The 23,568-nt window shown below is 62.9% G+C and carries 20 protein-coding genes, 1 pseudogene and 1 riboswitch; of the genes and pseudogenes, 4 read left to right on the top strand and 17 right to left on the bottom strand.

Features of this window, described 5'->3' with window-relative positions:
* Positions 1 to 18: 18 nt before the first annotated feature.
* The 11 genes and pseudogenes from BLQ55_RS15765 to BLQ55_RS15715 form a co-directional block, all read right to left on the bottom strand.
* Positions 19 to 903: an alpha/beta fold hydrolase gene (locus BLQ55_RS15765; protein WP_092204412.1), complete on the bottom strand. Its 885-nt coding sequence runs from the start codon at positions 901 to 903 to the stop codon at positions 19 to 21.
* Positions 904 to 1,205: 302 nt separating this feature from the next.
* Positions 1,206 to 1,907: a pseudouridine synthase gene (locus tag BLQ55_RS15760; protein WP_092255015.1), complete on the bottom strand. Its 702-nt coding sequence runs from the start codon at positions 1,905 to 1,907 to the stop codon at positions 1,206 to 1,208.
* Between the two features lie 35 nt (positions 1,908 to 1,942).
* Complete coding sequence (locus BLQ55_RS15755) at positions 1,943 to 2,161, bottom strand: cysteine-rich CWC family protein (RefSeq protein WP_092204414.1); 219 nt, start codon at positions 2,159 to 2,161, stop codon at positions 1,943 to 1,945.
* Positions 2,154 to 2,771, bottom strand: a pseudogene (locus BLQ55_RS15750) (GGDEF domain-containing protein); the annotation flags it as partial. The pseudogene BLQ55_RS15750 and the gene BLQ55_RS15755, both read right to left, overlap by 8 nt.
* A 344-nt stretch (positions 2,772 to 3,115) precedes the next feature.
* Positions 3,116 to 4,894, bottom strand: coding sequence for an allophanate hydrolase (gene atzF / locus BLQ55_RS15745; protein ID WP_092255012.1), 1,779 nt, complete (start codon positions 4,892 to 4,894; stop codon positions 3,116 to 3,118).
* A 22-nt stretch (positions 4,895 to 4,916) separates the two neighbouring features.
* Positions 4,917 to 8,561 (bottom strand): urea carboxylase, encoded by a 3,645-nt coding sequence (gene uca, locus BLQ55_RS15740; RefSeq protein WP_092255009.1) that lies wholly within the window; start codon positions 8,559 to 8,561, stop codon positions 4,917 to 4,919.
* Between the two features lie 286 nt (positions 8,562 to 8,847).
* Positions 8,848 to 9,489 (bottom strand): urea amidolyase associated protein UAAP2, encoded by a 642-nt coding sequence (locus tag BLQ55_RS15735; protein WP_042732480.1) that lies wholly within the window; start codon positions 9,487 to 9,489, stop codon positions 8,848 to 8,850.
* Between the two features lie 11 nt (positions 9,490 to 9,500).
* Positions 9,501 to 10,226: an urea amidolyase associated protein UAAP1 gene (locus BLQ55_RS15730; protein ID WP_060738779.1), complete on the bottom strand. Its 726-nt coding sequence runs from the start codon at positions 10,224 to 10,226 to the stop codon at positions 9,501 to 9,503.
* 13 nt (positions 10,227 to 10,239) lie between these two features.
* Complete coding sequence (locus BLQ55_RS15725; RefSeq protein ID WP_072347101.1) at positions 10,240 to 11,028, bottom strand: ABC transporter ATP-binding protein; 789 nt, start codon at positions 11,026 to 11,028, stop codon at positions 10,240 to 10,242.
* Entirely contained in the window at positions 11,025 to 11,840 is an 816-nt protein-coding gene (locus BLQ55_RS15720; protein WP_092204420.1) for an ABC transporter permease, read from the bottom strand. The genes BLQ55_RS15725 and BLQ55_RS15720 overlap by 4 nt, the downstream gene beginning before the upstream one ends.
* Before the next feature lie 15 nt (positions 11,841 to 11,855).
* Positions 11,856 to 12,923 carry a putative urea ABC transporter substrate-binding protein gene (locus BLQ55_RS15715; protein ID WP_092204421.1) on the bottom strand — a complete coding sequence of 356 codons (1,068 nt, stop codon included), beginning with the start codon at positions 12,921 to 12,923 and terminating at the stop codon, positions 11,856 to 11,858.
* 60 nt (positions 12,924 to 12,983) lie between these two features.
* Positions 12,984 to 13,085, bottom strand: a riboswitch (guanidine-I (ykkC/yxkD leader).
* A gap of 304 nt (positions 13,086 to 13,389) precedes the next feature.
* Here BLQ55_RS15715 and BLQ55_RS15710 point away from each other — a divergent pair.
* Entirely contained in the window at positions 13,390 to 13,779 is a 390-nt protein-coding gene (locus tag BLQ55_RS15710; protein ID WP_092204422.1) for a hypothetical protein, read from the top strand.
* A gap of 178 nt (positions 13,780 to 13,957) precedes the next feature.
* Here the strand turns inward: BLQ55_RS15710 and BLQ55_RS15705 are convergent, their stop codons facing one another.
* Positions 13,958 to 15,070 (bottom strand): enoyl-CoA hydratase/isomerase family protein, encoded by a 1,113-nt coding sequence (locus BLQ55_RS15705; RefSeq protein WP_092204423.1) that lies wholly within the window; start codon positions 15,068 to 15,070, stop codon positions 13,958 to 13,960.
* Between the two features lie 132 nt (positions 15,071 to 15,202).
* Here BLQ55_RS15705 and ung point away from each other — a divergent pair, with 132 nt between their 5' ends.
* The gene (gene ung, locus BLQ55_RS15700; RefSeq protein WP_092204424.1) at positions 15,203 to 15,895 is read left to right on the top strand and encodes a uracil-DNA glycosylase; all 693 of its coding nucleotides are present in this window, start codon (positions 15,203 to 15,205) and stop codon (positions 15,893 to 15,895) included.
* A gap of 109 nt (positions 15,896 to 16,004) precedes the next feature.
* Here the strand turns inward: ung and BLQ55_RS15695 are convergent, their stop codons facing one another.
* From BLQ55_RS15695 to BLQ55_RS15680, 4 genes are read right to left on the bottom strand one after another with little or no spacing between them, the layout of a single operon-like run.
* Entirely contained in the window at positions 16,005 to 17,042 is a 1,038-nt protein-coding gene (locus BLQ55_RS15695; protein WP_092204425.1) for an AbrB family transcriptional regulator, read from the bottom strand.
* On the bottom strand, positions 17,035 to 18,549 hold the full coding sequence (locus tag BLQ55_RS15690; protein WP_060738772.1) for a tripartite tricarboxylate transporter permease: 1,515 nt from the start codon (positions 18,547 to 18,549) through the stop codon (positions 17,035 to 17,037). The genes BLQ55_RS15695 and BLQ55_RS15690 overlap by 8 nt, the downstream gene beginning before the upstream one ends.
* A gap of 1 nt (position 18,550) precedes the next feature.
* Positions 18,551 to 19,012 carry a tripartite tricarboxylate transporter TctB family protein gene (locus BLQ55_RS15685; RefSeq protein WP_092255006.1) on the bottom strand — a complete coding sequence of 154 codons (462 nt, stop codon included), beginning with the start codon at positions 19,010 to 19,012 and terminating at the stop codon, positions 18,551 to 18,553.
* A gap of 55 nt (positions 19,013 to 19,067) precedes the next feature.
* The gene (locus BLQ55_RS15680; protein ID WP_170847648.1) at positions 19,068 to 20,066 is read right to left on the bottom strand and encodes a Bug family tripartite tricarboxylate transporter substrate binding protein; all 999 of its coding nucleotides are present in this window, start codon (positions 20,064 to 20,066) and stop codon (positions 19,068 to 19,070) included.
* A 449-nt stretch (positions 20,067 to 20,515) separates the two neighbouring features.
* Here BLQ55_RS15680 and BLQ55_RS15675 point away from each other — a divergent pair, with 449 nt between their 5' ends.
* A complete protein-coding gene (locus BLQ55_RS15675; protein WP_003198779.1) occupies positions 20,516 to 21,187 on the top strand; it encodes a response regulator in 672 nt (223 codons plus the stop codon).
* On the top strand, positions 21,180 to 22,571 hold the full coding sequence (locus BLQ55_RS15670) for a sensor histidine kinase (RefSeq protein ID WP_092172537.1): 1,392 nt from the start codon (positions 21,180 to 21,182) through the stop codon (positions 22,569 to 22,571). Before BLQ55_RS15675 ends, BLQ55_RS15670 begins: the two co-directional genes overlap by 8 nt.
* Before the next feature lie 170 nt (positions 22,572 to 22,741).
* Here BLQ55_RS15670 and BLQ55_RS15665 read toward each other — a convergent pair whose 3' ends face one another.
* Positions 22,742 to 23,563, bottom strand: coding sequence for an HDOD domain-containing protein (locus BLQ55_RS15665; protein ID WP_092204428.1), 822 nt, complete (start codon positions 23,561 to 23,563; stop codon positions 22,742 to 22,744).
* Positions 23,564 to 23,568 lie beyond the last annotated feature (5 nt).

Raw genomic sequence — 23,568 nt, 5'->3', positions numbered from 1 at the left:
GCTCGCGAGGACTCGGTTTCAGATAGCCAGTGCATGGTAGTCCTGCACGTAGTTGTAGCGCGGTCGGCTTTCGTGGTGTTCCGGTGTGAGGAAACCCAGCAAGGCGTTGCGGCTGTCACGGCAGGCGGCTTTGTGTTCCATGTCCAGGAAGTGCCCGGTGGCTTGCAGCGTGCTGAAGGTGCTGTGCTCGACGTGGTTGGCGAACAGCCTGGCGTCGACGGCCGAGGTGTATTCGTCCCATTCGCCGTTCAGGAACAGCACCGGTACGTTGATTTTCCTGGCCACGTTGACGTAGCACTGCTGGTCGCTGTGGAGCACGTCGGTGATGTGGAAGTGCATCTGCCCGTACTCATGTTCAGCCAGGCTGCTGACGTGGCGATGGTTGAAGCGCTTGAACAACGGCGGCAAGTGTTTGCCGATGGTGTTGTTGACCAAGTGCCCGACACGGTCGCCGTCCAGGCTGCTCAGGTAATCCACGCCGCGTTCCAGGTAGTCGCGCATCGGCGCGTTGAGCACCGGTGAGAACGAGCTGATCACCGCTTTTTCGATGCGCCTTGGTCGATGGGCCAGGGCGCTCAGCGTGGCGGCGCCGCCCCAGGAAAACGACAGCACGTGCTCGGCGGCGAAGTGGTCGATCAGCTCCAGGAGGATCTGCCCTTCGATCTCCTTCGTCAGCATTTTCTCGTGGCGATTGTGAGCCTTGGACTTGCCCGCGTAGGGCTGGTCGTACAGCACGACATTGAATTGCGGGTAGAGGTTTTTGGCGGTCTGTGCAAACGACGCAGTGGTGGCCATCGAGCCGTTGACCAGGATGATGGTCTTTTGTGCGGCGTCTGCGCGATAGAACTCCGTGTAAACCCGATACTGACCCTGTATATCCAGCACAGCGATTTCTGGCCTCATGTCATAAGACTCCTGGCAAGCGGGTATGCGCGCAATGAGATTGCACGGGCAATGTGACAGGTAGGCATACGCCTGGAAGATAAGGCCCATGTCGATCCAAGGAAGACGGTCGACGGGTGTTGTTATGGCGGGCAGTTTGCCGGACGGACAAGGCGGAACCTGAGGGTTCCCGCCGGCAAAAAGTTTCTTGGAAGTATGTGGTGACTCATCGGTCACATTTCGGCCGACGGTTTGATTCAAGCAGGGGCACGACCGTTGCGCAAGTACCTCTCGGAAAATTGTTCGACACTTCTGCCCGACGGTCATCGACTCAGAATCAGGCTGACTTCCTCAGGCGTCAAGGCGCGGTACTGACCGGGCTCAAGGTTGGCGTCCAGCAGCAGTGGCCCCATGCATTCACGGTGCAGGCGCAGCACCTTGTTGTCGAAGTGGCCGAACATGCGTTTGACCTGGTGGTAGCGTCCTTCAACGATGCTCAAGCGCGCCGATTTTTCCCCCAGCAGCGTCAGTTCCGCCGGCTGGGTGGTGAGGTCTTCGAAGGCGAAATAAAGGCCTCTGGCGAAGGTGTCGGCGTATTCGGCGGTGATGGTTCGCTCGGTTTCGACGTAGTAGACCTTGGGCAGCTTGGTCTGCGGTTGGGTCAGGCGCCGCGACCAGCTGCCGTCATTGGTGATCAGCATCAGCCCGGTGGTGTTGAAATCCAGGCGCCCGGCGATGTGCAGGTCGTCCTTGTCCGGTTCGTCCAGCCAGTCGAGCACGGTGGGGTGATGCGGGTCGCGAGTGGCACTGACGCAGCCGGGCGGCTTGTGCAGCATGAAGTAGCGCGCCGGTCGGCCGGCTTGCAGCACTTCGTCGTCGACTTCGACGCGGCTGAACTCACGTACCGGTGCATGGGGATCGTTGACGGTCTGGCCGTCGATTCGCACCCGGCGCTCCACCAGCAACAGGCGCACTTGTTGGCGATTGAATCGCGGCAGATTGCTGAGGAAACGGTCGACGCGCATGGGCAGTTCAGGCAGGGCAGCGGAGGGTGGGCATCTTACGCGATCGTCTGGGGTTTGGCGCGCAACTGGGCTTCGACCTGGGCGCAGCGTGGGCACAGGCAGGACTGATCGCGCAGTTCGGCCGGCAATGCTTCAAGCACCGCCGGGTCGATGCTCACGCCATAACACCAGCAGGCCCGGTCGGCGGTTCGTGGGTCGGCCAGGGTGCAGTCGTTGGTGCCGCCGCAGGCCGGACAAAGGTCGGGTTTATTCATAACTGGAGTGAGGCATGTCCACGCAGGTTCGGTTGCGCCCGGTCTGCCGGGCGCGTTGCAACGCATGATCGGTCCGCGACAGCAAGCTGTGCAAGGTGTCTTCGTCCTGCAAGGTGGTGAGGCCGAGGCTGACGGTGACCAGCAATTGTTTACCACTGCAGAAATAGCGCTGCTTTTCGATGTGCTGACGAATTTTCTCCGCGATTTTCAGACCGGTCTGTCCGTCGGTGTCCTTGAGCAGGACGACAAAGGCTTCGGCGCTCCAGCGACAGACGATGTCCGAATGCCGCAGGCTCTCAGTCAGGCTGCGGGCGAACCCGGTCAACAGTTGATCGGTGGCGATATGACCGTGAGTGGTGTCCAGCCGCTTGAAGTCGTCCAGTTCCACCAGCAGCGCCGTCAAGGGTCTGGGTTCGCGCTGGGCTTCGTGCAGGGCTTGCACGGCCAGCAGGTCGAAGCCACGGCGGTTTGGCAATTCGGTCAGGCTGTCGAGGGTGGCCTGGGCGTCGATGCGTTGCTGGTAGTTGTTGATCAGCCGACAAAGAATGGCCAGGACCGCCAGCGTCACGAGCAGGCCGACCAACAGGTTCACGTACAGCGTCTTGAGAATGTGATCGCGTATCGAGGTATGGGCGGCGTAATAGCCCAACAATGAAATGATCAGGAAGCTTGTACCAAGCAACGCCACCACGACCAGCAGCGGCTTGCGCTGGGAATACAACGGCGAACGAAGCGACATGGCGATTCCCTTGGCTAGGACCCAATGGAGTCAGTTTAGTGGCCTTGTGGGAAAAGACAGTCGAATTTGCAGGTTTGCAAGATTGTGGCGAGGGGATTTATCCCCGTTGGGCCGCGAAGCGGCCCCAATGCATTCTGTCTGATACACCACGTTGACAGGTTTTGGGGCTGCTGCGCAGCCCAGCGGGGATAAATCCCCTCGCCACAGGGTACTGTTTACTCAAGGGTCGTTAGATAAGCCCGCCATCCCCCCAGATGGCTGATGTCCCGTGCGCCTTCCAGGCCATACGACTCACAGATGAATCCGCTTTCCCAGCGCCCATCGGCCAGTTGCACCTTGCCCAGTCCCAACGGTGCGGGAATGCCCGTCAGGAACGAGCCCAGTTCACTACTCGGCAGCTCCCAGACTTCGACCTCGATCGCCACGCCGCCTTCACGAACCCGAACCATGCCGGGACGCAAGGGTGGGCCGCCGGCCAACGCATGGAGGCGGTAGTCCGGCGAGCTTTGGGTAGCCTCGATCAGCCGGGCACCGCGTTGCTTGAGCTGCCAGTTCAGTGCCAACCCGTCCAGGTGTGCGCCGCACACGACCAGCCGCGCCCGGTCGTGGCGCGCCGGGTGGGCGGGCACGGGCAAGGTTTTGTCCTGTTGACGCTGCAAGGCATCGGCCAGGCTCAAGAGGTATTGATCGGTGAAGGCTCGGCCGAACAGCGTCACGCCCCAGGGCAAGCCGTTGGCCATGAACGCGCTGGGAACGGCGACGGCGGCGTAGTCCAGCAGGTTCATGAAATTGGTGTAGTAACCCAGTTCCGAGTTGCGTAGCACCGGTTCGGCGGTCAGTTCGGCGAGGGTCACTGGCCGGCCGATGGTCGGTGTGAGTACGCAGTCAAACGCGTCCATGGCCCGGTCGCATTGGGCTTTGAGCGCTTGCAAACGGTAACGGGCGCGGAAGGTTTGTACGCCATCTACCGTAGGCGCTTTCGCCAATACGGCACGGATGACGGGCAGCACGGCGTCGGGCTCGCGCTCCATCAATGGGCCGGCGACGCTGTAGCGTTCGGCCACCCACGGGCCTTCATAAAGCAGCCGTGCGGCCTCCAGGAACGGCGATAGGTCCAGTTCCACGGCTTCGCCGCCCAGACGTTCGAGTCGCTCGATGGCATCCAGAAACAGGTGCGGACCTTCAGGACAGCCGAAAAACGCCAGGTCCTGCTGGCGCGGCACACCGAAACGAAAGCGCCGAGGCGCGCCGAACGCAGAGCCATCGTTCCACTGCGGATTGTGGCGGCTGTAGTCGTCACGAGAGTCTGGACGGGCCGTCAGCGCCAATAATTGGCTGGCTTCCTTGGCCGTCGCCGTGAAGGTCGTGACGCAGTCCAGTGTGCGACAGGCCGGGACCACGCCCGCCGTGGAGATCAAGCCCAGGGTGGCTTTCAATCCCACCAGATTGTTCAGCGCGGCGGGCACCCGACCGGAGCCGGCGGTATCGGTGCCCAAGGCAAAACTCGCCACGCCCAGGGCCACGGCCAGCGACGAGCCGGCGCTCGAACCACCGGCCGGATAGTCGGGCAACACGCTGTTGCGGCAGGCGCCGTAGGGCGAGCGGGTGCCATTGAGCCCGGTGGCGAACTGGTCGAGGTTGGTCTTGCCCAGGGGGATCGCGCCCAGTGCCAGCAATTGCTCGACGATGGTCGCCGAGCGTGGCGGCACATAGGCAAACGCCGGGCAGGCTGCGGTGGTCGGAATGCCGGCCAGGTCGATGTTGTCCTTGATGGCAAAAGGTACGCCGTACAGGGGCAAGCTTTCCAGGTCGCGGCCTTCCAACGTGGCCAGGTAGGGCTCCAGTTCCTCGACTGTCAGCAGGTGGATGAACAGGTGATAGTCCGGGTTCAGCGCCGCGGCTTTTTCCCGCAGGTCCAACAGCAATTTGCGAGGCGTCAGTTCGCCGCTGCGGTAGGCATTGCGCAGGTCGTCCAAGCGAAGCGAGAGGTTCATGGTGTTAATCCTCTGATTGAGTTCAGTCACGTTCCAGCACCACGACGCGCTGTCCGGCGCGCACCGCCGAACCGGCCTGGACGCGCACCTCGCGCACCACGCCGGCCGAGGGCGCAAGCACCGGGATTTCCATCTTCATCGATTCCAGGATGACCAGCACATCACCGGCGGCCACCCGCGTGCCAACGTCGACCTGCACTTGCCAGAGGTTGCCAGCGATGTGGCTGTCGACGCTCAGTTGACCTTCGGTCAGCAGCGAATCTTCGCTCGGCGCGGTGGTTGGTTCTTCACTGTCGAAGTGCGCCTGGCCGCTGGCGATCCAACGCTCGCGCTCGGCATCGAAGGCACCTTGTTGCTGTTGTCGGAACGCGGCGATGCTGTCGGCTTCCTGCACCAGAAAACGCTGGTAGTCGGCGAGGTTGAGCTGGCTGTGCTCGATCTTCAGGTCGAAGCGGCCCAGGGGGAATTCGCGGCGGATGTGCAGCAACTCATCGGCGCTGACCGGGTAGAAGCGGATTTGATCGAAGAACCGCAGCAACCAGGGCTTGCCGTCGAATGCGGCGACCTTCCGATAACGGTTCCACATCTGCAGCGTGCGCCCGACGAACTGATAGCCGCCCGGGCCTTCCATGCCGTACACGCACAGGTAGGCACCGCCGATGCCCACCGAGTTTTCCGCGGTCCAGGTCCGGGCCGGGTTGTATTTGGTGGTCACCAGTCGATGGCGAGGGTCGAGCGGTGTGGCGACCGGTGCGCCGAGGTAGACGTCCCCCAGACCCATCACCAGGTAGCTGGCGTCAAACACCGTGCGTTGCACCGCGTCGAGGTTGGGCAGGTCGTTGATGCGTCGAATGAACTCCAGGTTGCTCGGGCACCAGGGCGCGTCCTTGCGCACCGTGGTCATGTATTTCTCGATGGCCAGCTGACAGGCCGGATCATCCCAGGACAGCGGCAGGTGAACGATGCGCGACGGCACTTGCAGGTCCTGGGCGGTACACACGGCGTCCCACTCACCGGCGACGATGCTCAGTAGAGCGGCCAGGGGCAGTTGTTCGGGTTGATAGTGCACTTGCAGCGAGCGAATGCCCGGCGTCAGGTCGATCACACCGTGCAATTGTTTGTGTTCCAAAGCCTGCATCAAGGCATGGGCACGAAAGCGCAGCACCAGGTCCAGTTCGGGGGCGCCGATTTCCAGCAGCAGATGAGTGTCACCGGCTAATCTCGCCACCATCCGGGTGTCGTCCTGGCCAATATCCAACACCACAGGCGACACGATCCCCTGTGGGAGCGAGCTTGCTCGCGATGGGGCCAGATCAGACACCGCAAGATCAGACACCGCATCGACTTCATCGCGAGCAGGCTCGCTCCCACAGTGATCCCATCTCAAGGCGAGAGATCGGGCGGTCGATATATCCACCGGCACAAACCGCACCTTGTCCCCGGCCTTGAGTTGCCCCAACTGCCAGAGATCCGCTTCGATCACCGTCACCGGGCAGACGAAACCGCCCAGGCTCGGGCCGTCGGGGCCGAGGATGACGGGCATGTCGCCGGTGAAGTCCACGGCGCCGATGGCGTAGGGGTTGTCATGGATGTTGGAAGGATGCAGCCCGGCCTCGCCACCGTCGGCGCGAACCCATTCAGGTTTCGGCCCGATCAGTCGGACGCCGGTGCGGCTGGAGTTGAAGTGCACTTCCCAGGCGGTGTCGAAGAACGTCTGGATGTAGCGTTCGGTAAAATATTCGGGCGCGCCGTGGGGGCCGTAGATCACGCGGATCTGGCGCACGCTCGGCAGTTCCAGGATCGGTGCGCTCGTTGGCGGCAGCGTCGTGTGCTCATCCAGCGGCACCAGATGCAACACATCGCCGGTACACAACGCCCGTCCGCCATGGCCGCCGAACTGACCGAGGGTGAAGGTGCTTTTGCTGCCCAGGTAATCCGGCACTTGTACGCCACCCTGCAAGCACAGGTAGCTGCGTGCCCCGGCACCGGAAATATTGCCGATGGCGAGGGTGGCGCCGGCAGCGATCGACAACGGGGTGTTCATCGGTACGGCTTCACCGTCGAGCGTGAGGGCAATCGTCGCACCGGTCACCGCCACCCGGGCATCGCAGTTGAAACGCAGCAGCGGCCCGTTCATGGTGATTTCCAATGCCGCCGCACCTTCTTCATTGCCCAGCAGGCGATTGCCCAGGCGCAACGAACGGCTGTCCATCGGTCCTGACGGCGGCACCCCCACCGCCCAATAACCGAGGCGGCCTGGATAGTCCTGGACGCTGGTCTGGGTACCGGGGCTGAGCACTTCAACGGTGTGGGCACGGTAGACCAACGCGTCCAGGCAGCGGGTCCAGGGCTGGCCGTTGGCAAACGGTGCATCGAGGAGAATCTGTTGCAGGTAGTCGCGATTGGTTTCGACGCCGTACAGCAGGCTTTCGTCCAGCGCTTGGTGCAAGCCCAGGCGGGCCTGTTCGCGGGTTGGCGCCCAGCGAATGACTTTTGCGATCATCGGGTCGAAGTAGGGCGGAATCTGGCAACCGGTCTCGACCCAGGTGTCTATGCGCAACTGTTTGCCGTCGGTCTCGGGGAATTTCACGGCGGTCAAAAGCCCGGGGCTTGGCTGGAAATCCCGGCCTGGATCCTCGGCATACAAACGGGCCTGGATCGCGTGGCCCTGGGCTTTTAAGCCCTCGCTCAATTCGTTCAGCGGCGGCAGGTCTCCGGCAGCCAGTTGCACCATCCAGCGCACCAGGTCCACGCCCCATACCTGTTCGGTGACACCGTGCTCCACTTGCAGGCGGGTGTTCACTTCCAGGAAATAGAAGCGCCCCGCATCGCTGTCAAAGACGAATTCCACAGTGCCGGCGCTGCGGTAGTTCACGGCCTGGGCCAGTTGGATCGCCGCTGCGCAGAGTGCGTCGGCCATGCCCTCGGGCAGATTGGGGGCCGGCGTTTCTTCGAGGACTTTCTGGTTGCGCCGTTGCACCGAGCAGTCGCGTACGCCCAGGGCGATCACCTGGCCCTGGCCATCGCCGAACACCTGCACTTCCAGATGCCGCGCGCGTTCGATGTACTTTTCGATGAATACCCCGGCGTCGCTGAAATTGTTCTGGCCCAGGCGTTTGACCGCTTCGAAGGATTCGCTCAGCTCGGCGGCGCTGCGACACACGCGCATGCCGATTCCGCCGCCGCCGGCCGTGCTTTTGAGCATCACCGGATAACCGATCCGGGTGCCGGCCAACAGTGCGGCGTCGAGGCTGTCGAGCAGTTCGGTGCCTTCGAGCAGGGGCACGCCGTGTTGCCGCGCCAGGTCGCGGGCGGTGTGCTTGAGACCGAACACGCGCAGTTGTTGTGGCGTCGGACCAATGAAGGCGACACCGGCCGCTTCGCAGGTTTCGGCGAAGGCTGCGTTTTCCGAGAGAAAGCCGTAGCCGGGATGAATCGCCGTCGCGCCGCTGCTTTTGGCAATCGCCAGGAGCTTGTCCACCGCCAGATACGTATTGACCGCCGCGCCTTCGCCCAGGCAGTGGGCTTCGTCGGCCTGCAGGATATGCAGGCTGGCGGCGTCGGCTTGGGAATACACCGCGACGCCCTGGACCTTCAGTTCGCCCAGGGTCCGCAGGATGCGGCAAGCGATGGCGCCACGGTTGGCGATGAGGATTTTTTCGAACATGGCATTGCCCCCTCAGGCTTGCGTGCTGCCTGAACTGGGATGCGGGCCGTCCCGCAGTTGTCGATGGCCACCGGGGTCGTCCCAGGTGGCAAACCTTCAAACATCACTGCGCCCCTTGTGGGAGCGAGCTTGCTCGCGATTGCGGTCTGTCAGTCACATTGATGCTGGATGTACCACCGCTATCGCGAGCAAGCTCGCTCCCACAGGGGGGCAGGGCGTTATTTGATGCATTGCCCCGACCGGCTCTGGCACAGCGTGAACAGCCAGCGACGCAGGCGGGTGAGTTTCAGTTCCATATCAAAAGCTCCGCTGGCGTGGGGTTGTAGGCGTTGCACGGGTTATTCAGTTGCGGGCAGTTGGAGATCAGCACGATCACGTCCATCTCGGCCCGCAGGTCGACGTATTTGCCTGGCGCCGAGATCCCGTCTTCGAAGGTCAGCCCGCCGTCGGCGGTGACCGGCACGTTCATGAAGAAGTTGATGTTCGGCCCGATATCGCCCTTGCCCAGGCGACCATCGTGGGCGCAGGCCCGCAGGTAGTTGTCACGGCAGCTGTGCATGTAGCGTTTTTCCAGGGCGTAGCGCACGGTGTTGCTTTCCTGGGCGCAGGCGCCGCCGAGGGTATCGTGGCGTCCACAGGTGTCTTCGACGATGGTCAGCATCGGGTGGCCGAGGTTCGAATAGAGCACGCTGCCGGTGCTCAAATAAACGCTGTTTTGCCGGCGCAGGGTGCGCTGTACGTCGTAGCGTTCCTTGGGGTTGGCCAGGCTGTAGAACAGCGTATCGACGGCCTGGTTGCCTTCCAGGTCGAGGATGCGCAGGGTCTGGCCGGCCTTGACCTCCACCAGCCAGGGTTCCCCGGCGGGAATCGTGGCACGGTAGACGGCGGTATCGGGTTGCTTGTGTGCGGTGGCGATGGCGAGTGACATGGCAGCGATCCTCAGGCGAACAGGCGGTCGGTGTTGATGAAGCCGCGCTGGTTTTCCGGGCGCGAAAGGCGGCAGTGCTCGGCGACGCTGGCGTCGGCGTTCATCCAGCTGAGCTTGATCGGTTGCGGGGCGTATTGCGGGTTGGGGTCCATCGGGTGTTGCAGCGCGGTCAGCACCACCAGGGTATCCATCGGCGCGTACAGCTCGATGTAGTCGCCGGTCAGGGAATTGCCCTCGACGAAGTGAAAGTTTCCCGCCTCATCGACATCGACCCGGCTGAACAGGTTGAGGGTCATCAGCAGGTCGGACAGGCCCAGGCCCCATTTGCCCAGTTCCACCAACAGGTTGTCGGTGCCGTTGCGAAAGAAACCGTTGCGCAGTTCCTGGTAGCGGCCCTGACCGTATTTTTGCGCGACTTCCTCGGCGCAGAGCACGCCGCCCAGGCTGTCGCTCCAGCCGCAGGTGTCGGCGGTGATGGCCGCCAGCACCCGGCCCATGTCCGAGTAGAGGCAGTGGCCGGCGGTGAGTTTGGCGGTGTGTTGGCATTTGAGGCTGTCGGGCAGGTTCAGGCGTTCGGTTTTCTCGTTGGCATTGAGTAGCGTCAGGCTCACGTTGGCCCCGCCGCGCAGATCGGTCAGGCGCAGCAGCTGGCCGCGCTTGAGCACGAACGAACGGTGGCCGCCGCCGGGCAGCAGTTCTTCGGCGAAGGGGGTAAACAAGCGGGTCGAGTCGGGCATGGAAAAACTCCTTTCAAGCGATACGCAATGTGCCGGCCAGTTCGGCGGGCAGGGCGTCGACGGCGGCACGGGCGGTGCGGCGGTCGCTGTTCAATGGAATGTCGTAGGTAATGCGAGCGCCATAGGCGCCAGGGGCGTGGGGATCGACACGGACTTTGTCGAACACCAGCAGGCGCGTGCCGAGGCTGAAACCTTCGGACAGGTCATGGGTGACCATGAACACCGTCAGGCGGGTTTCGCGCCACAGCTCCAGCAACAAGGCATGCATGTCCTTGCGAATGCCCGGGTCGAGGGCACCGAAGGGTTCGTCCAGCAGCAGGACCCGCGGCTTCATGATCAGTGCCTGGGCGATGGCCAGTCGCTGCTGCATGCCCCCGGACAGTTGCGCCGGGTATTTATCCTGCCCATGGCCGAGTCCGACCTTGTCCAGCAAGTGTGCGGCTTCTTCCCGGGCCTGACGCTTGGCACTGCCGAACAGACGGCCCAGCAGCGGCGAGCGCGGCAACTCCAGGCCCAGGGCGACGTTGTCCAGCACGCTCAGGTGCGGGAACACCGAATAGCGTTGGAACACCACGCCCCGGCTGGCATCCGGCTCGCCGGCCAAGGGCTCGCCATCCAGGAGAATCTGTCCGCGACTGGCACGTTCCTGGCCCAGCAGCAAGCGCAGGAAGGTCGACTTGCCGCAACCCGACGCCCCCACCAAGGTGCAGAACTCACCCTCGGCGACACTCAGGTTCAAGCGCTCGAGCACGACTTGGTCGCCGTACTGTTGCCAGACATTGTTCACGTTAATGAAACTCATGCCTTCGTCCCCTCATACCAGGGGAACGCTTGCCGGGTCAGGCGCTTGAGGCCCCAATCCATCAGCCAGGCGAGCAAGGTGATCCACACCACGTACGGCAAGATCACGTCCATCGCCAGGTAGCGCCGCACGAGGAAAATCCGATAGCCCAGCCCATCGGTGGAGGCGATGGCTTCGGCGGCGATCAGAAACAGCCAGGCCGAACCGAGCATCAGTCGCAGGGAAATCAACAGGCGCGGCAGCAGTTGCGGCAGCACTACCCGCAGCATCAGGGTCCAGGTCGAAGCACCGAGGGTCTGGGCCTTGATCAGCAGCTCGGTGGGAATTTCCCGGGCGCGCTGTTCCAGGTCCCGGGCCAGGCAGGGTGTGATGCCAATCACGATCAGCATCACTTTCGACAACTCTCCCAGGCCGAAGACGATGAACAGGATCGGCAGGATAGCCAGCGGCGGCACCATCGACACCACGGTGAGCAGCGGCGATAACGGCGCGCCCAATAGCGGCAACGTGCCGGCGGCAATGCCCAGGCACAGCCCGGCCAGGGCACTGATGCCCAGGCCGATGACCAACCGGCGCAGGCTTGAGGCGGTGTCTTGCCAGAGCAGGTATTCGCCGCTGCGGGCATCAGCGGTGAAGGCCAGGCGCTTGACCGCATCGGCCATTTGCACGGCGCTGGGCAGCAGTTTGTCGTTGGGGTTGTCCGTCAACCGTTCGGCCGAGCCCATGAAGTAGGCGAACAACACCAGCGCGAAGGGCAGGATCACCAGCAACAAGCGGCTGGGACGATCCGGGTAGCGGTTGATCAGGCGCATGCCAGGTCCTCCGGTTTACAGCTTGGCGTCGGCGGCCAGCTGTACGTAGGTCGGGTCGAAACGCAGCTTGAGGTTGGCCTTGTCGCCGCGGGTCACGCCATTGGCGAATGCCATGCCGACCGCGTTCGTGTCCTTGGCGCCTTCGCCCAGCAAGCCGTGCTGGAACGAGAATTCGGCGACTTTGCCCATGGTGGCGGGCAGTTGTTCGCTGGTGGCGAAACCGAGGGCTTCTTTGGGCGTGGCGAACAGCTTGGTGGTGTCCAGTTGCGCCTGGAAACCTTTGAGGTCGGTGCCCGAGGCTTTGGCCATGTGTTCCAACGCGGCCTGGCTGGCTGCGTTTTTCGCATTCATCAGCGCCACCACTTCAAACCAGGCGCCGGTCAACGCTTTGCCCAGGGCCGGGTTGTCCTGCAGGGTCTGGGTGTTGACCACCATCATGTCCATGATCTCGCCGGGAACCTGGCTGGAATTGAACACTTCGCTCACGCCTGGCTGGGCCTTGATGTCCGAAAGCATCGGGTTCCAGGTGGTGACGGCCTTGACCTGATCGGTGTTGAACGCGGCGGAGATGTCGGCGTCGGAGGTGTTGACGACTTTCAGGTCTTTCTCGGCGAGGCCCACGGAATCCAGGGCGCGGGCCAGCAGGTAATGGGACACCGACAGTTCCACCAGGTTGACGTCCATGCCCTTGAGGTCGGCCACTTTCTTGCCTTCGCCCTTGAGGACGATGCCGTCGTTGCCGTTGGAGAAATCGCTGACGATCAGCGCGGTGCTGTCCACGCCACCGGCGGCGGGAATGGTCAGGGCGTCCATGTTGGTCATGGTGCAGCCGTCGAACTGACCGGCGGTGTACTGGTTGATGGATTCGACGTAATCGTTGAGCTGCACGACGTCGATCTTGATGCCGTATTTTTTCGCCCATTTGTCGACGATGCCCTGGCTGCCGGCGTATTCCCAGGGCATCCAGCCGGCATAAATGGTCCAGCAGACGCTGAAGTGGTCTTTTTGTGCGGCGGCGGATGAAAAGCTCACGAGGGCCGAGAGGGCGGCGAGGAGCAGGGCGGACAGACGAAGCTTGAGCATGGTGGTTCTCCAGTTGATCAAGGGCGGACAGGAGCAACGCGGCACCGCGAACGGTGGCTTGTCTCCCGGGCTTTTGTCCCGCCGTGTAACCTCAACTGGAGGTCGCCAACTCTCGGACCAGCCACTCGCCAGAAGCGAGCCGGAACCCTAGTCAGCCATTGCAAATTGTGGTGCCGCGAACCTGTGATGACTCCTGCACGGAGTTTGTTAAAGCGAGAGCCGTGCCAATTCCGGCAAAGGCCCGGGCCAGAGAGGGCAGGTGTTGAAGAAGGAGGATCGAGGGCGGATTTGTGCTTGCTTGTGGTGCTATCGCGCACCGGAAGAGGGCGACGAGGGACATGTTTCTAGTTGTTGCCAGGTCGCACCAGATTCCGATTTTGCTGTCTGAATATGCGTCAGTCACACAAAGTTGACTGCCGCCCATCAGCGTCGCTGATGTGGCCCATCCGCGGTCCAGGAGGCCGCCATGTATCGACGACTGCTCCTCATTGCGTTTCTCGGTTTGACTCTTTCGGCCTGCGTGCCTTATTACGACGGAGACTCGAGCTACTACCGTTCCGAGGTCTACACCTCACCGGCGCCGGTCTATTACGGCGGCGGGAGTTATTATTCGGCGCCGCGTGGCTATTACGCCCCGCGGTATTACCAACCGGCGCCGCGCTATTACTCGGCACCGCGTTACTACCAACAAGGCCCGCGCTACTACTCGCCACCGCGAGCGGCGTACCGGTCTTATCCGAATCGGGGCGGCTGGGACGGCCGTGACCGGGGCGGTTGGAATGACGACCGAGGCGGTCGAGGCGGACGTGATCATCGGGGACGCGGTGATCATGACGGAAGGGGCGGTCACCGCTGATCCCGGGGCAACAGAAAGCGGCGCATTGAGCGCCGCTTTTTTTGTGCCTGCCATAAACCCGATGGGATAACTCTTGTGGGAGCGAGCTTGCTCGCGATGGCGTCGGGTCAGCCAGCATTGATGTGTCTGACATGCCGCCATCGCGAGCAAGCTCGCTCCCACAGGGGGGGCTGGCTCGTTACTCGTTGGACAAATCCGCCAACGGATGCCGCCCTTCCCATGTCTTGTGAAAGTGCGCCTCGACCGCCGCTTCGGGCACGTGATTGATGTCCGGCCAGTGCCAGCGTGGCTTGTGGTCCTTGTCGATCAATCGCGCCCGCACGCCCTCGCTGAATTCCGGATGACGGCAGCAGTTGAGGCTCAAGGTGTATTCCATCCGGAACACACCGGCCAGGGACAAATGCCGAGCCCGGGCGATCTGCTCCCAGACCAGATGAGCGGTCAACGGCGAGCCTTCGGCCATGGTCTTGGCGGCCCGGGCGATCAGTGGATCAGGGTGGTCCACCAACAGGCTGAGGGCTTTCCAGGCGCAGCGCACATCGCTGACATCCAACCACTCGTCGATTTTCGGCCGCCGCGGCAGCCATTGGGCTTCGGGCAGTTGGGCGGCAGCTTCCTGCTGCAAGGCCTTGAGCAGGCTGTTGAGTTGCATCTCGGTCTGCTCTTGCCAGTTGAGTTGCAGCAGGCCTTCGATCAGGTCGTCCTGTTGTTCATCCAGCAAGAAGCGGTCGGCCAGGCCCAGGTCGATGGCGTCCCGGGCATTCATGTGGGCGCCGGTCAGGCCGAGAAACAGCCCGAGCTTGCCGGGCAAGCGTGACAAGAACCAACTGGCGCCGACATCCGGGTACAGGCCGATGCTGATTTCCGGCATGGCCAGGCGGCTGCTTGGCGTGACGATGCGGGTACTGGCGCCTTGCAGCAGCCCCATGCCACCGCCCAGTACATAGCCGTGGCCCCAGCACAGCAAGGGTTTGGGGTAGGTGTGCAGGTTGAAGTCCAAGCGGTATTCCGCCGCGAAGAATTGTGCCGCCAACGGCGGTACTTCGCCGGGATGTGCGCGGCAGGCCTCCACCAGGCTGCGCACCTCACCGCCGGCGCAGAAGGCCTTGGCGCCATTGCCACGCAACAGCACACAAACGACCTGCGGTTCCCGAGCCCAGGCATCGAGGCGATCACGCAAGGCGTTGATCATCGGCAGGGACAGGGCGTTCAGGGATTTTTCGGCATCCAGGGTGGCGATGCCGATGCGGGCACCGTCGATACCAGTGAGCTCTTCGAAGTGCAGATTCATCGTGACCTCGATCAGAAATTTGAATGTTCAGTATGACCGCTATGTAGGAAAGTGCCGGTTCTGCGTCAGATCAATTGACAAGCCCTGTAGGCTTTCCTAGGGTGCGGCCATTGTTTTTTACCGGATGCAACCATGACTGCCGACGACCGTATCAAACTCGAACCGAGCTGGAAGCAGGCCCTGCGTGCCGAGTTCGACCAGCCCTACATGGCGGAGTTGCGTGAGTTCCTACGCAGTGAATACGCCGCTGGCAAGGAGATCTATCCGCCGGCTTCGCTGATTTTCAACGCCCTCAATTCCACGCCGCTGGATAAGGTCAAGGTGGTGATTCTCGGCCAGGACCCTTACCACGGTCCAGGCCAGGCCCATGGCTTGTGCTTCTCGGTTCAGCCGGGCGTGCCGACACCGCCGTCCCTGGTGAACATCTACAAGGAATTGAAGCGCGACCTGAACATCGACATCCCGAATCACGGCTACCTGCAAAGCTGGGCCGACCAGGGAGTGTTGCTACTCAACACGACCCTGACCGTGGAGCGCGCCAATGCCAACGCCCACGCCAAAAAAGGCTGGCAGCACTTTACCGACAGGATCATTGAAGTCGTCAGTGAACACCAGCCGCACTTGGTGTTCCTGTTGTGGGGCGCCCATGCCCAGAGCAAGCAGAGGCTGATCGATGCGACCAAGCATTTGGTGCTGACTTCGGTCCACCCGTCGCCGCTGTCGGCCCACCGAGGTTTCATCGGCTGCGGGCATTTCAGCCGGACCAACAAGTTTCTCCAGCAGCATGGCGAGACGCCGATCGATTGGCGGTTGCCGCCGCTTTAAGTGGTCGGCAGTCAGGGCCCCATCGCGAGCGAGCTCGCTCCCACAGGTTCAGGGCAACACGAATCCCCTGTGGGAGCGAGCTTGCTCGCGATGAAGGCGCCGCGGATGATCAGGCCGAACTCGACTGGCGCATCCAATACCTGAACAACGGCTCCGCCAGAAACAGCACGAACAGCAACCGCATCACCTGCAACGCCGTCACCAACGGCACCGACAGTTGCAGCGTCTCCGCCGTCAGGCTCATTTCCGCGATGCCGCCGGGCATCATGCCCAGCGTCAACGAACGCAGATCCAGATGGGTCAAGGTGCTCAAGCCTAGGGCTGCAAGCGTGGCGATCAGCATCGTCAATACCGTGCCAACCAACGTGCGGCCCATGAACGACGGTGCCCGACGAAAGAACTGCCGGTTGAAATGACAACCCAACCCGCTGCCGATCAGCCACTGGCCGATCTGGCTGGCGCCGTTGGGCAGGCCGATGTGCAGGTCCCAACCGACGCTCACCGCCGCGCTCACCAGCAACGGCCCGAACAACCAGGGATTGGGTTGGCGCAAGCGCTCCCAGACCCAGGCGAGCAGGGCGCCCGCCGGAAACAGGAGCGCCAGCCACAGCCAGTCCACTGTCGTGGCATGTTGCACCGGCGCACCTTCGCCCAACAGGTACTTGAAGGCCGCCGGTACGCACAGCACCACCACCAGCACCCGCAAGCTCTGGCCCGCGGCGACACGGCTGAGGTCCGCGCCGTTGCGGGCACCGAGGTTGACCATTTCGCCGGAACCGCCGGGCATGCTCGAGAAAAACGCGGTAGCACGGTCCTCGCCGGTGCGACGCATCAGCCAGACACTTACCACGCTGGACACGCTGGTGATCAGCGCGCCGAAAAAGATCAGGCCGAAGTGGCTCAGGACCTGTTCCATCACCACCGGGGTGAAGTGCAGGCCGATGCCGATGCCCACCACCCATTGGCCGCATTTGCGGCCGCCGGGGATTTCCGCCAATTGCCACGGCGTCAGGCAGCGCACCAGGATGATCGCCAGCAACGAGCCGACCATCCAGGGCAAAGGCCAGCCGATCAGGCTGGCCAGGTAACCGCCGGCCAGGCCGACCAGCGGTGTTCCCCACCATTGTTTGAAAGTCGCTTCAGACATTGGCCAGGGCGCGACGTTGTGCGGCGCGGCGACGCCAGATCCGCAGCAATGGCATGAACAGCATGATCGCCGTCAGGATCCAGCAGCCGAAGGTGATCGGGCTCGACCAGAGGATTTCCAGCGCACCGTTGGAGATCGACAGCGCACGCCGCAGGTTCTGCTCCATCAGGCCGCCGAGAATGAAGCCCAGCAGGACCGGCGACAGCGGGAAATCCAGCTTGCGCAGGATGTAGCCGAAGATACCAATGCCGATCATCAGGAACAGGTCGAACGTCGTGGCATGCACCGCATAGACGCCGATGCCGGTGATGATCGCGATGACCGGCACCAATGCCCAGTTCGGCACGGCCAGGATACGGGTGAAGATGCGGATCATCGGGATGTTGAGGATCACCAGCATGATGTTGGCGACGAACAACGAGGCGATCAGGCCCCAGACGATGTCCGGCTGTTGCTGGAACAGCAGCGGACCGGGCGTGATGTTGTACAGCGACAGTGCGCCGATCATCACCGCCGTGGTGCCCGAGCCAGGCACACCGAGGGTCAGCATCGGCACCAGCGCGCCGCAGGCTGCGCCGCCAATGGCGGTTTCCGGAGCAGCGAGGCCGCGTTTGTCACCCTGGCCGAACTTGCCACTGGCACCGGCGATGCGCTTCTCGGTCATGTAGGCCACGGCACTGGCCAGGGTCGCCCCTGCACCGGGCAACACGCCCATGATGAAGCCGAGCACGCCGCAACGCAGGTTCACGACGAAGACCGACGCCGCTTCCTTGAAGTTGAACATCATTCGCCCGGTGGCTTCCACCGCTTCCTGGCCGCGATGGGTTTTCTCCAGCAGCAACAGGATTTCACTGATGGAGAACAAACCCAGCACCAGCACGACGAATTGAATGCCGTCGGTCAGGTGGATGTTGTCACCGGTGAAGCGGTAGACGCCGCTGTTGGCATCGATCCCGACACTGGACAGGAACAGCCCGATCAGCGCCGCAATGAACGTCTTGAGTGGTCGGTCGCCGGCCATGCCGCCCAGGCAGACAATGGCGAACACCATCAGGACGAAATATTCCGCCGGTCCGAAGGCAATCGCCCATTTGGCCAGCAACGGCGCGAACAGCACCATCCCGCAGGTGGCGATGAACGCGCCGATGAACGAACTCCACGCCGACAGCGACAACGCCACCCCGGCCAGGCCCTGGCGAGCCATCGGGTAGCCGTCGAGGGTGGTCATCACGGTGGAGGCTTCACCGGGAATGTTGAGCAGGATCGAGCTGATGCGCCCGCCGTATTCGCAACCCAGGTACACCGCCGCCAGCAGGATCAACGCCGACTCCGGCGGCAGCCCCAGTGCGAAGGCGATCGGGATCAGCAGCGCCACGCCGTTGATCGGGCCCAGGCCCGGCAGCAGCCCGACCACCGTGCCGATCAGCGTACCGGTCAACGCGGTGACGAGGTTGTAGGGGGTCAGTGCAACGCCAAAACCCTGGCCGAGATAATTCAGGGTATCCATATCAATTCTCCAGGACGTCGAGCAGGCCCAGGGGCAGCGGCACGTCCATCAGCTTGTCGAACAACAGATAAAGACCGATGGCCATCAGGCTGATGATCACCACGCTCGGCACCCAGCGCCCGCCATACAGGCGCGCCATCGGCACGCCGATCAGGATGCTGGCGACAATGAAGCCCAGGGGTTCGAAGGTCCCGGCGAATATCAGCAGCAGCGCCACACAGATGCCGATCTTCTGCAGGGTTTCACGGTCCAGCTGCGGGTCTTCGTCGCTGTGCACGATGGGGGTCGGACGAAACAGCATGTACAGCAGCGCCAGGCCCATCAGCCCCAGCATCAGCAGGGGAAAGGCGCGCGGGCCGACCGGTTCGTAGGAAAAGGCGGCCTGATACGGCCAGGCCATCAGCGCGAGGCCGATGCAAACCAGCAGCAGCACCGCGGCAAAAATACGTTGGATGGTGAGCATGACTAACTCCTGGGCGGCGCCGGTGATGCCAGCGCCGCCACGCGAACAGAGACGGTTACTGGATCAGGCCGAACTCTTTGGCCAGCACCTTGTAATCAGCCACTTGTTTCTTCACGTAGGTGTCCAGTTCCGGGCCGGTCATGGCAAACGGGAACAGCTCGCGCTGGTCGCGCAGCTTGGCGAACTCTTCGGAAGCCAGCAGCTTGTCGAATGCCTCTTTCCACCAGGCGTAGTCTTCATCGCTGACTTTTGGCCCGAGGTAGAAGCCGCGGACCACCGGCCAGACGATGTCATAGCCTTGCTCGCGGGCGGTGGGGATGTTTTTCATCTCCGGCTCGTCGATGCGCTTCTCGGCAAACACCGCCAGCAGGCGCATATCGCCGCTCTGGATGTGGGGCATGGAGTCGGAAATGTCGGTACTGCCGACCTGGATGTGGCCGCCGAGCAGCGCCGTGGCGATCTCGCCGCCGCCTTCGAGGGCCACGTAACGCAGGTCGCGGGGGTTGATGCCGGCGGCCTTGGCGATCAGGGCGGTCTGCATCCAGTCCTGGCTGCCGACGGTGCCGCCGGAACCGATGACTACCGACCCCGGATCTTTCTTCAGGGCCTGTACCAGATCGTCGAGGTTCTTGTAGGGCGAATCGCTTTTCACCGCGATGGCGCCATAGCTGGTGCCGACGGCGGCCAACCAACGCACGGCGCTTTCATCGAAACGACCGAACTTGCCCTGGGCCAGGTTCAGCAACGAGCCACTGGACCAGGCCACCAATGTGCCGGCGTCGGCCGGACGCTGGGCGACCACTGCGTTGTAGGCTACCGCGCCGACGCCGCCGGGCATGTAGGTGACGCGCATCGGCTTGGTCAACAGCTTCTGGTTGACCAGCGCGCTTTGCACCAGCTTGCACGTCAGGTCGAAGCCGCCGCCAGGGGAGGCCGGGGCGATGCATTCGGGGCGCTTGGGTTCTTTGGCCGGATCAGCGGCGAGCAACTGCCCGGCGAACATCAGGCATCCGGCGGCCAAGGCTACTTTACGCAGTGATAGGTTCATCGTTATCTCCACAGGAGTTGTTGTTGTGTGTGGTGTAGATTTGGTGTTGCTGGCCCCCGGCCCTCGCGGCGCGGATGGCGGGCGCAGGTTGTTTGCCGAACGTATCGGGATTGAAGGCGTGGGAGGGCACCAGACCGAGGCGTGATGGCGCTGGCCAGGGTGGTCTGATTGAAGCGGGAAAGGCGGGTAGGCATTGGGGCCTGGAGCTGTAGAGACAGCATGTGATGACTCCGCTTTTATTGTTTTTATTCGGCGAAAACGCTTCGAGGCGTTTTTCGTTCGCGAGGTGCGTCGCGGCGGGCAGTCGAAACCGTCCGTGGGAGGACTCTAACGGCTCAACCTTTCGCTAACCTTTCAAAATCTTTCAACGTGTTTTTGGCTTCACAGGGGCGGATGCGGCTGTAAACTCCGCGCCAAAGAATGGCGTCGACCATCCCTGAATCGAGGAATAACCCATGCGTGTTCTGCTCGTCGAAGACCATCTGCAGCTCGCCGAAAGCGTTGCCCAGGCGCTCAAGAGCACCGGTTTGACCGTGGACGTGCTGCACGACGGCGTCGCGGCCGACCTGGCCTTGAGCAGCGAGGAATACGCCGTGGCGGTGCTTGATGTCGGGCTGCCGCGCATGGACGGTTTCGAGGTGCTGGCGCGCCTGCGGGCTCGCGGCAAGACTTTGCCCGTGCTGATGTTGACCGCCCGCAGCGACGTCAAGGACCGCGTCCATGGCCTCAACCTCGGTGCCGACGACTACCTGGCCAAGCCATTCGAGCTCACTGAGCTTGAGGCCCGGGTCAAGGCCCTGTTGCGCCGCAGCGTACTGGGCGGCGAACGCCAGCAGCGCTGCGGCGGGCTGGTCTATGACCTGGACACCCGGCGTTTTACCCTCGACGATGAATTGCTGACCCTGACCTCCCGCGAGCAAGCCGTGCTCGAAGCATTGATTGCCCGGCCGGGGCGGGTGATGAGCAAGGAGCAACTGGCGGCCCAGGTGTTCGGCCTGGACGAAGAAGCCAGCCCGGACGCCATCGAAATCTACGTCCATCGCCTGCGCAAGAAACTCGACGGCCATGCAGTCGCGATCGTGACGTTCCGCGGCTTGGGCTACCTGTTGGAAAACCGCAATGCATAAGCCCGACAGCCTGCGCTGGCGGCTGCTCTGGAACCTGGCGTTGCTGCTGGTGGTGCTGATGCTCGCCAGCGGCCTGAGCGCCTACTGGAACGGCCGCGAAGCGGCGGACACCGCCTATGACCGGACCCTGCTGGCCTCGGCCCGGACCATCGCCGCGGGCCTGTCCCAGCGCGACGGCAGCCTCAGCGCGGATGTGCCCTACGTGGCCCTGGACACCTTTGCCTACGACAGTGCCGGACGCATTTATTACCAAGTCAATGACATCGACAAGAAGTTGATCTCTGGCTACGAAAACCTTCCCGGCCCGCCGCCCGGGACGCCCCGCACGGACGATTACCCGGCCCTGGCGCGCTTCTATAACGCCCAATACCAGGGGCAGAGCGTGCGGGTGGTGAGCCTGCTCAAGGCGGTGAGCGAGCCGAACATGAATGGCATGGCGGAAATTCGCGTGGCCGAGACCGAAGAGGCGCGGGTCAGCATGGCCCGTGGCCTGATGGCCGACACCCTGTTGCGCCTGGGCATGCTGGCCGTGGGCGCGCTGCTGTTGGTGTGGTTTGCGGTCAGTGCGGCGTTGCGCCCGTTGGAGCGCTTGCGCACGGCGGTGGAGGAGCGCCAGCCGGACGATCTGCGGCCGTTGCCGCTGGTGGAGGTGCAGCACGAATTATGGCCGCTGGTGCGGGCCCTGAACCATTTCACCGAACGCCTGCGCGGGCAATTCGAGCGGCAGGCTCAGTTCATCGCCGATGCCGCCCATGAACTGCGTACGCCGCTGGCCGCGCTCAAGGCGCGCCTGGAGCTGGGTTTGCGCGCCAGCGAGCCGGCGACCTGGCGTGAAACCCTGGAGACCGCGGCTCAGGGGACCGATCGATTGACCCACCTGGCCAACCAGTTGCTGTCCCTGGCGCGGGTGGAAAATGGCGCCCGGGCCATTGCCGAAGGCGGTGCTCAGTTGCTCGATCTCAGCCAGTTGGCCCGTGAGCTGGGCATGGCCATGGCCCCGCTGGCCCATGCCCGAGGCGTGGCGCTGGCCCTGGAAGCCGACGAGCCGGTATGGCTGCGGGGCGAGCCGACCTTGTTGAACGAGCTGTTGAGCAACCTGGTGGACAACGCCCTGGCCCACACTCCGTCGGGCGGCAACGTGATCCTGCGGGTCACCGCACCGGCGGTCCTGGAAGTCGAGGACGACGGGCCAGGCATTCCGCTGCATGAGCGGGACCGGGTGTTCGAGCGCTTCTATCGACGCAACCAGCAAGTGGCCGGTTCCGGGCTGGGGTTGGCGATCGTCGGCGAAATCTGCCGCGCGCATCTGGCGCAGATCACCTTGCATGACGGGCAGGAACGCGGGCTGAAGGTGCGGGTGAGCTTTATCCCTGGTTCAGATTAAGCCCGCTATTGTGGCGAGGGGATTTATCCCCGCTGGGCTGCGAAGCGGCCCCAACTGGCGATTGCGGCCTGTTCAAACAGACTGCGAGGGGCGCTTCGCGCCCCAGCGGGGATAAATCCCCTCGCCACAGGTCAGCGCCTGATCCAGGTTTCGTGGTGTCAGCCTGGGGCTCAATAAAACATCGACCGCGCTTCTTCGATATCCGCACACCGGGCCTTGTTCTCCGGGTCGATGCCCAGTTTCTTGAAGGCTGGGACGCCGAATACATCAATCTTGCTCAGGGGATGGTCGGTGTCCTTGTAGCAATACAGCGCAGCGACCTGCACCAGGTCGACATAATCGATTTGCCTGGAGTCGCGGTTGAAATCCAGATACAGCCCCGGCAGCTTCACCAACCGCTCCGGAAATTCCCAGACACTGAGCAATTTGTCCCCCAGCACCGGGTGAATCGTTTCGATCACATGGTTGAGGCTGACCGGGTCCGACAGCAGTTCATTATTGTCCTGTGCGTACGTAAGGATCGGCAGCACGCCGATCTGATGCACCAGACCACCCAACGCAGCCTGGTCCGGCTTGAGTTGGGTGTAGCCGCGACACAACGCATAGCTGACGCCGGCGATCTCCAGGCTTTTGCGCCAGACTTCGCGCATCTTCAGTTCCACCACCTCGGAGCGGGCGTGGAAAATCTGCTCCATCACCAGGCCAATGGCCAAGTTGCTGCTGTAGTTGACGCCCAGTCGAGTGATGGCCGTGTGCAGGTCAGTGACTTCCTGGGTGGCCCGCAACAGCGGGCTGTTGACCACTTTTATCAGGCGTGCCGAGAGGGCCGTATCGCGGCCGATCACTTTGCTCAGGTTGCTGACGCTGATTTCCGGGTCTTCGGCGGCCCGGCGAATCTGCATGGCCACTTCCGGTAATGTTGGCAGAACCAGGTCATCGTTATCGATGGCCTGCACCAAATCCCGTTGGACCTTATCCGCCAAATCGCTCATTTCGG

Source organism: Pseudomonas sp. NFACC13-1 (assembly GCF_900104425.1).
GTDB classification, from domain to species: Bacteria; Pseudomonadota; Gammaproteobacteria; order Pseudomonadales; family Pseudomonadaceae; genus Aquipseudomonas; species Aquipseudomonas fluorescens_AA.
This window is presented reverse-complemented; position numbering and strand designations above follow the sequence as displayed.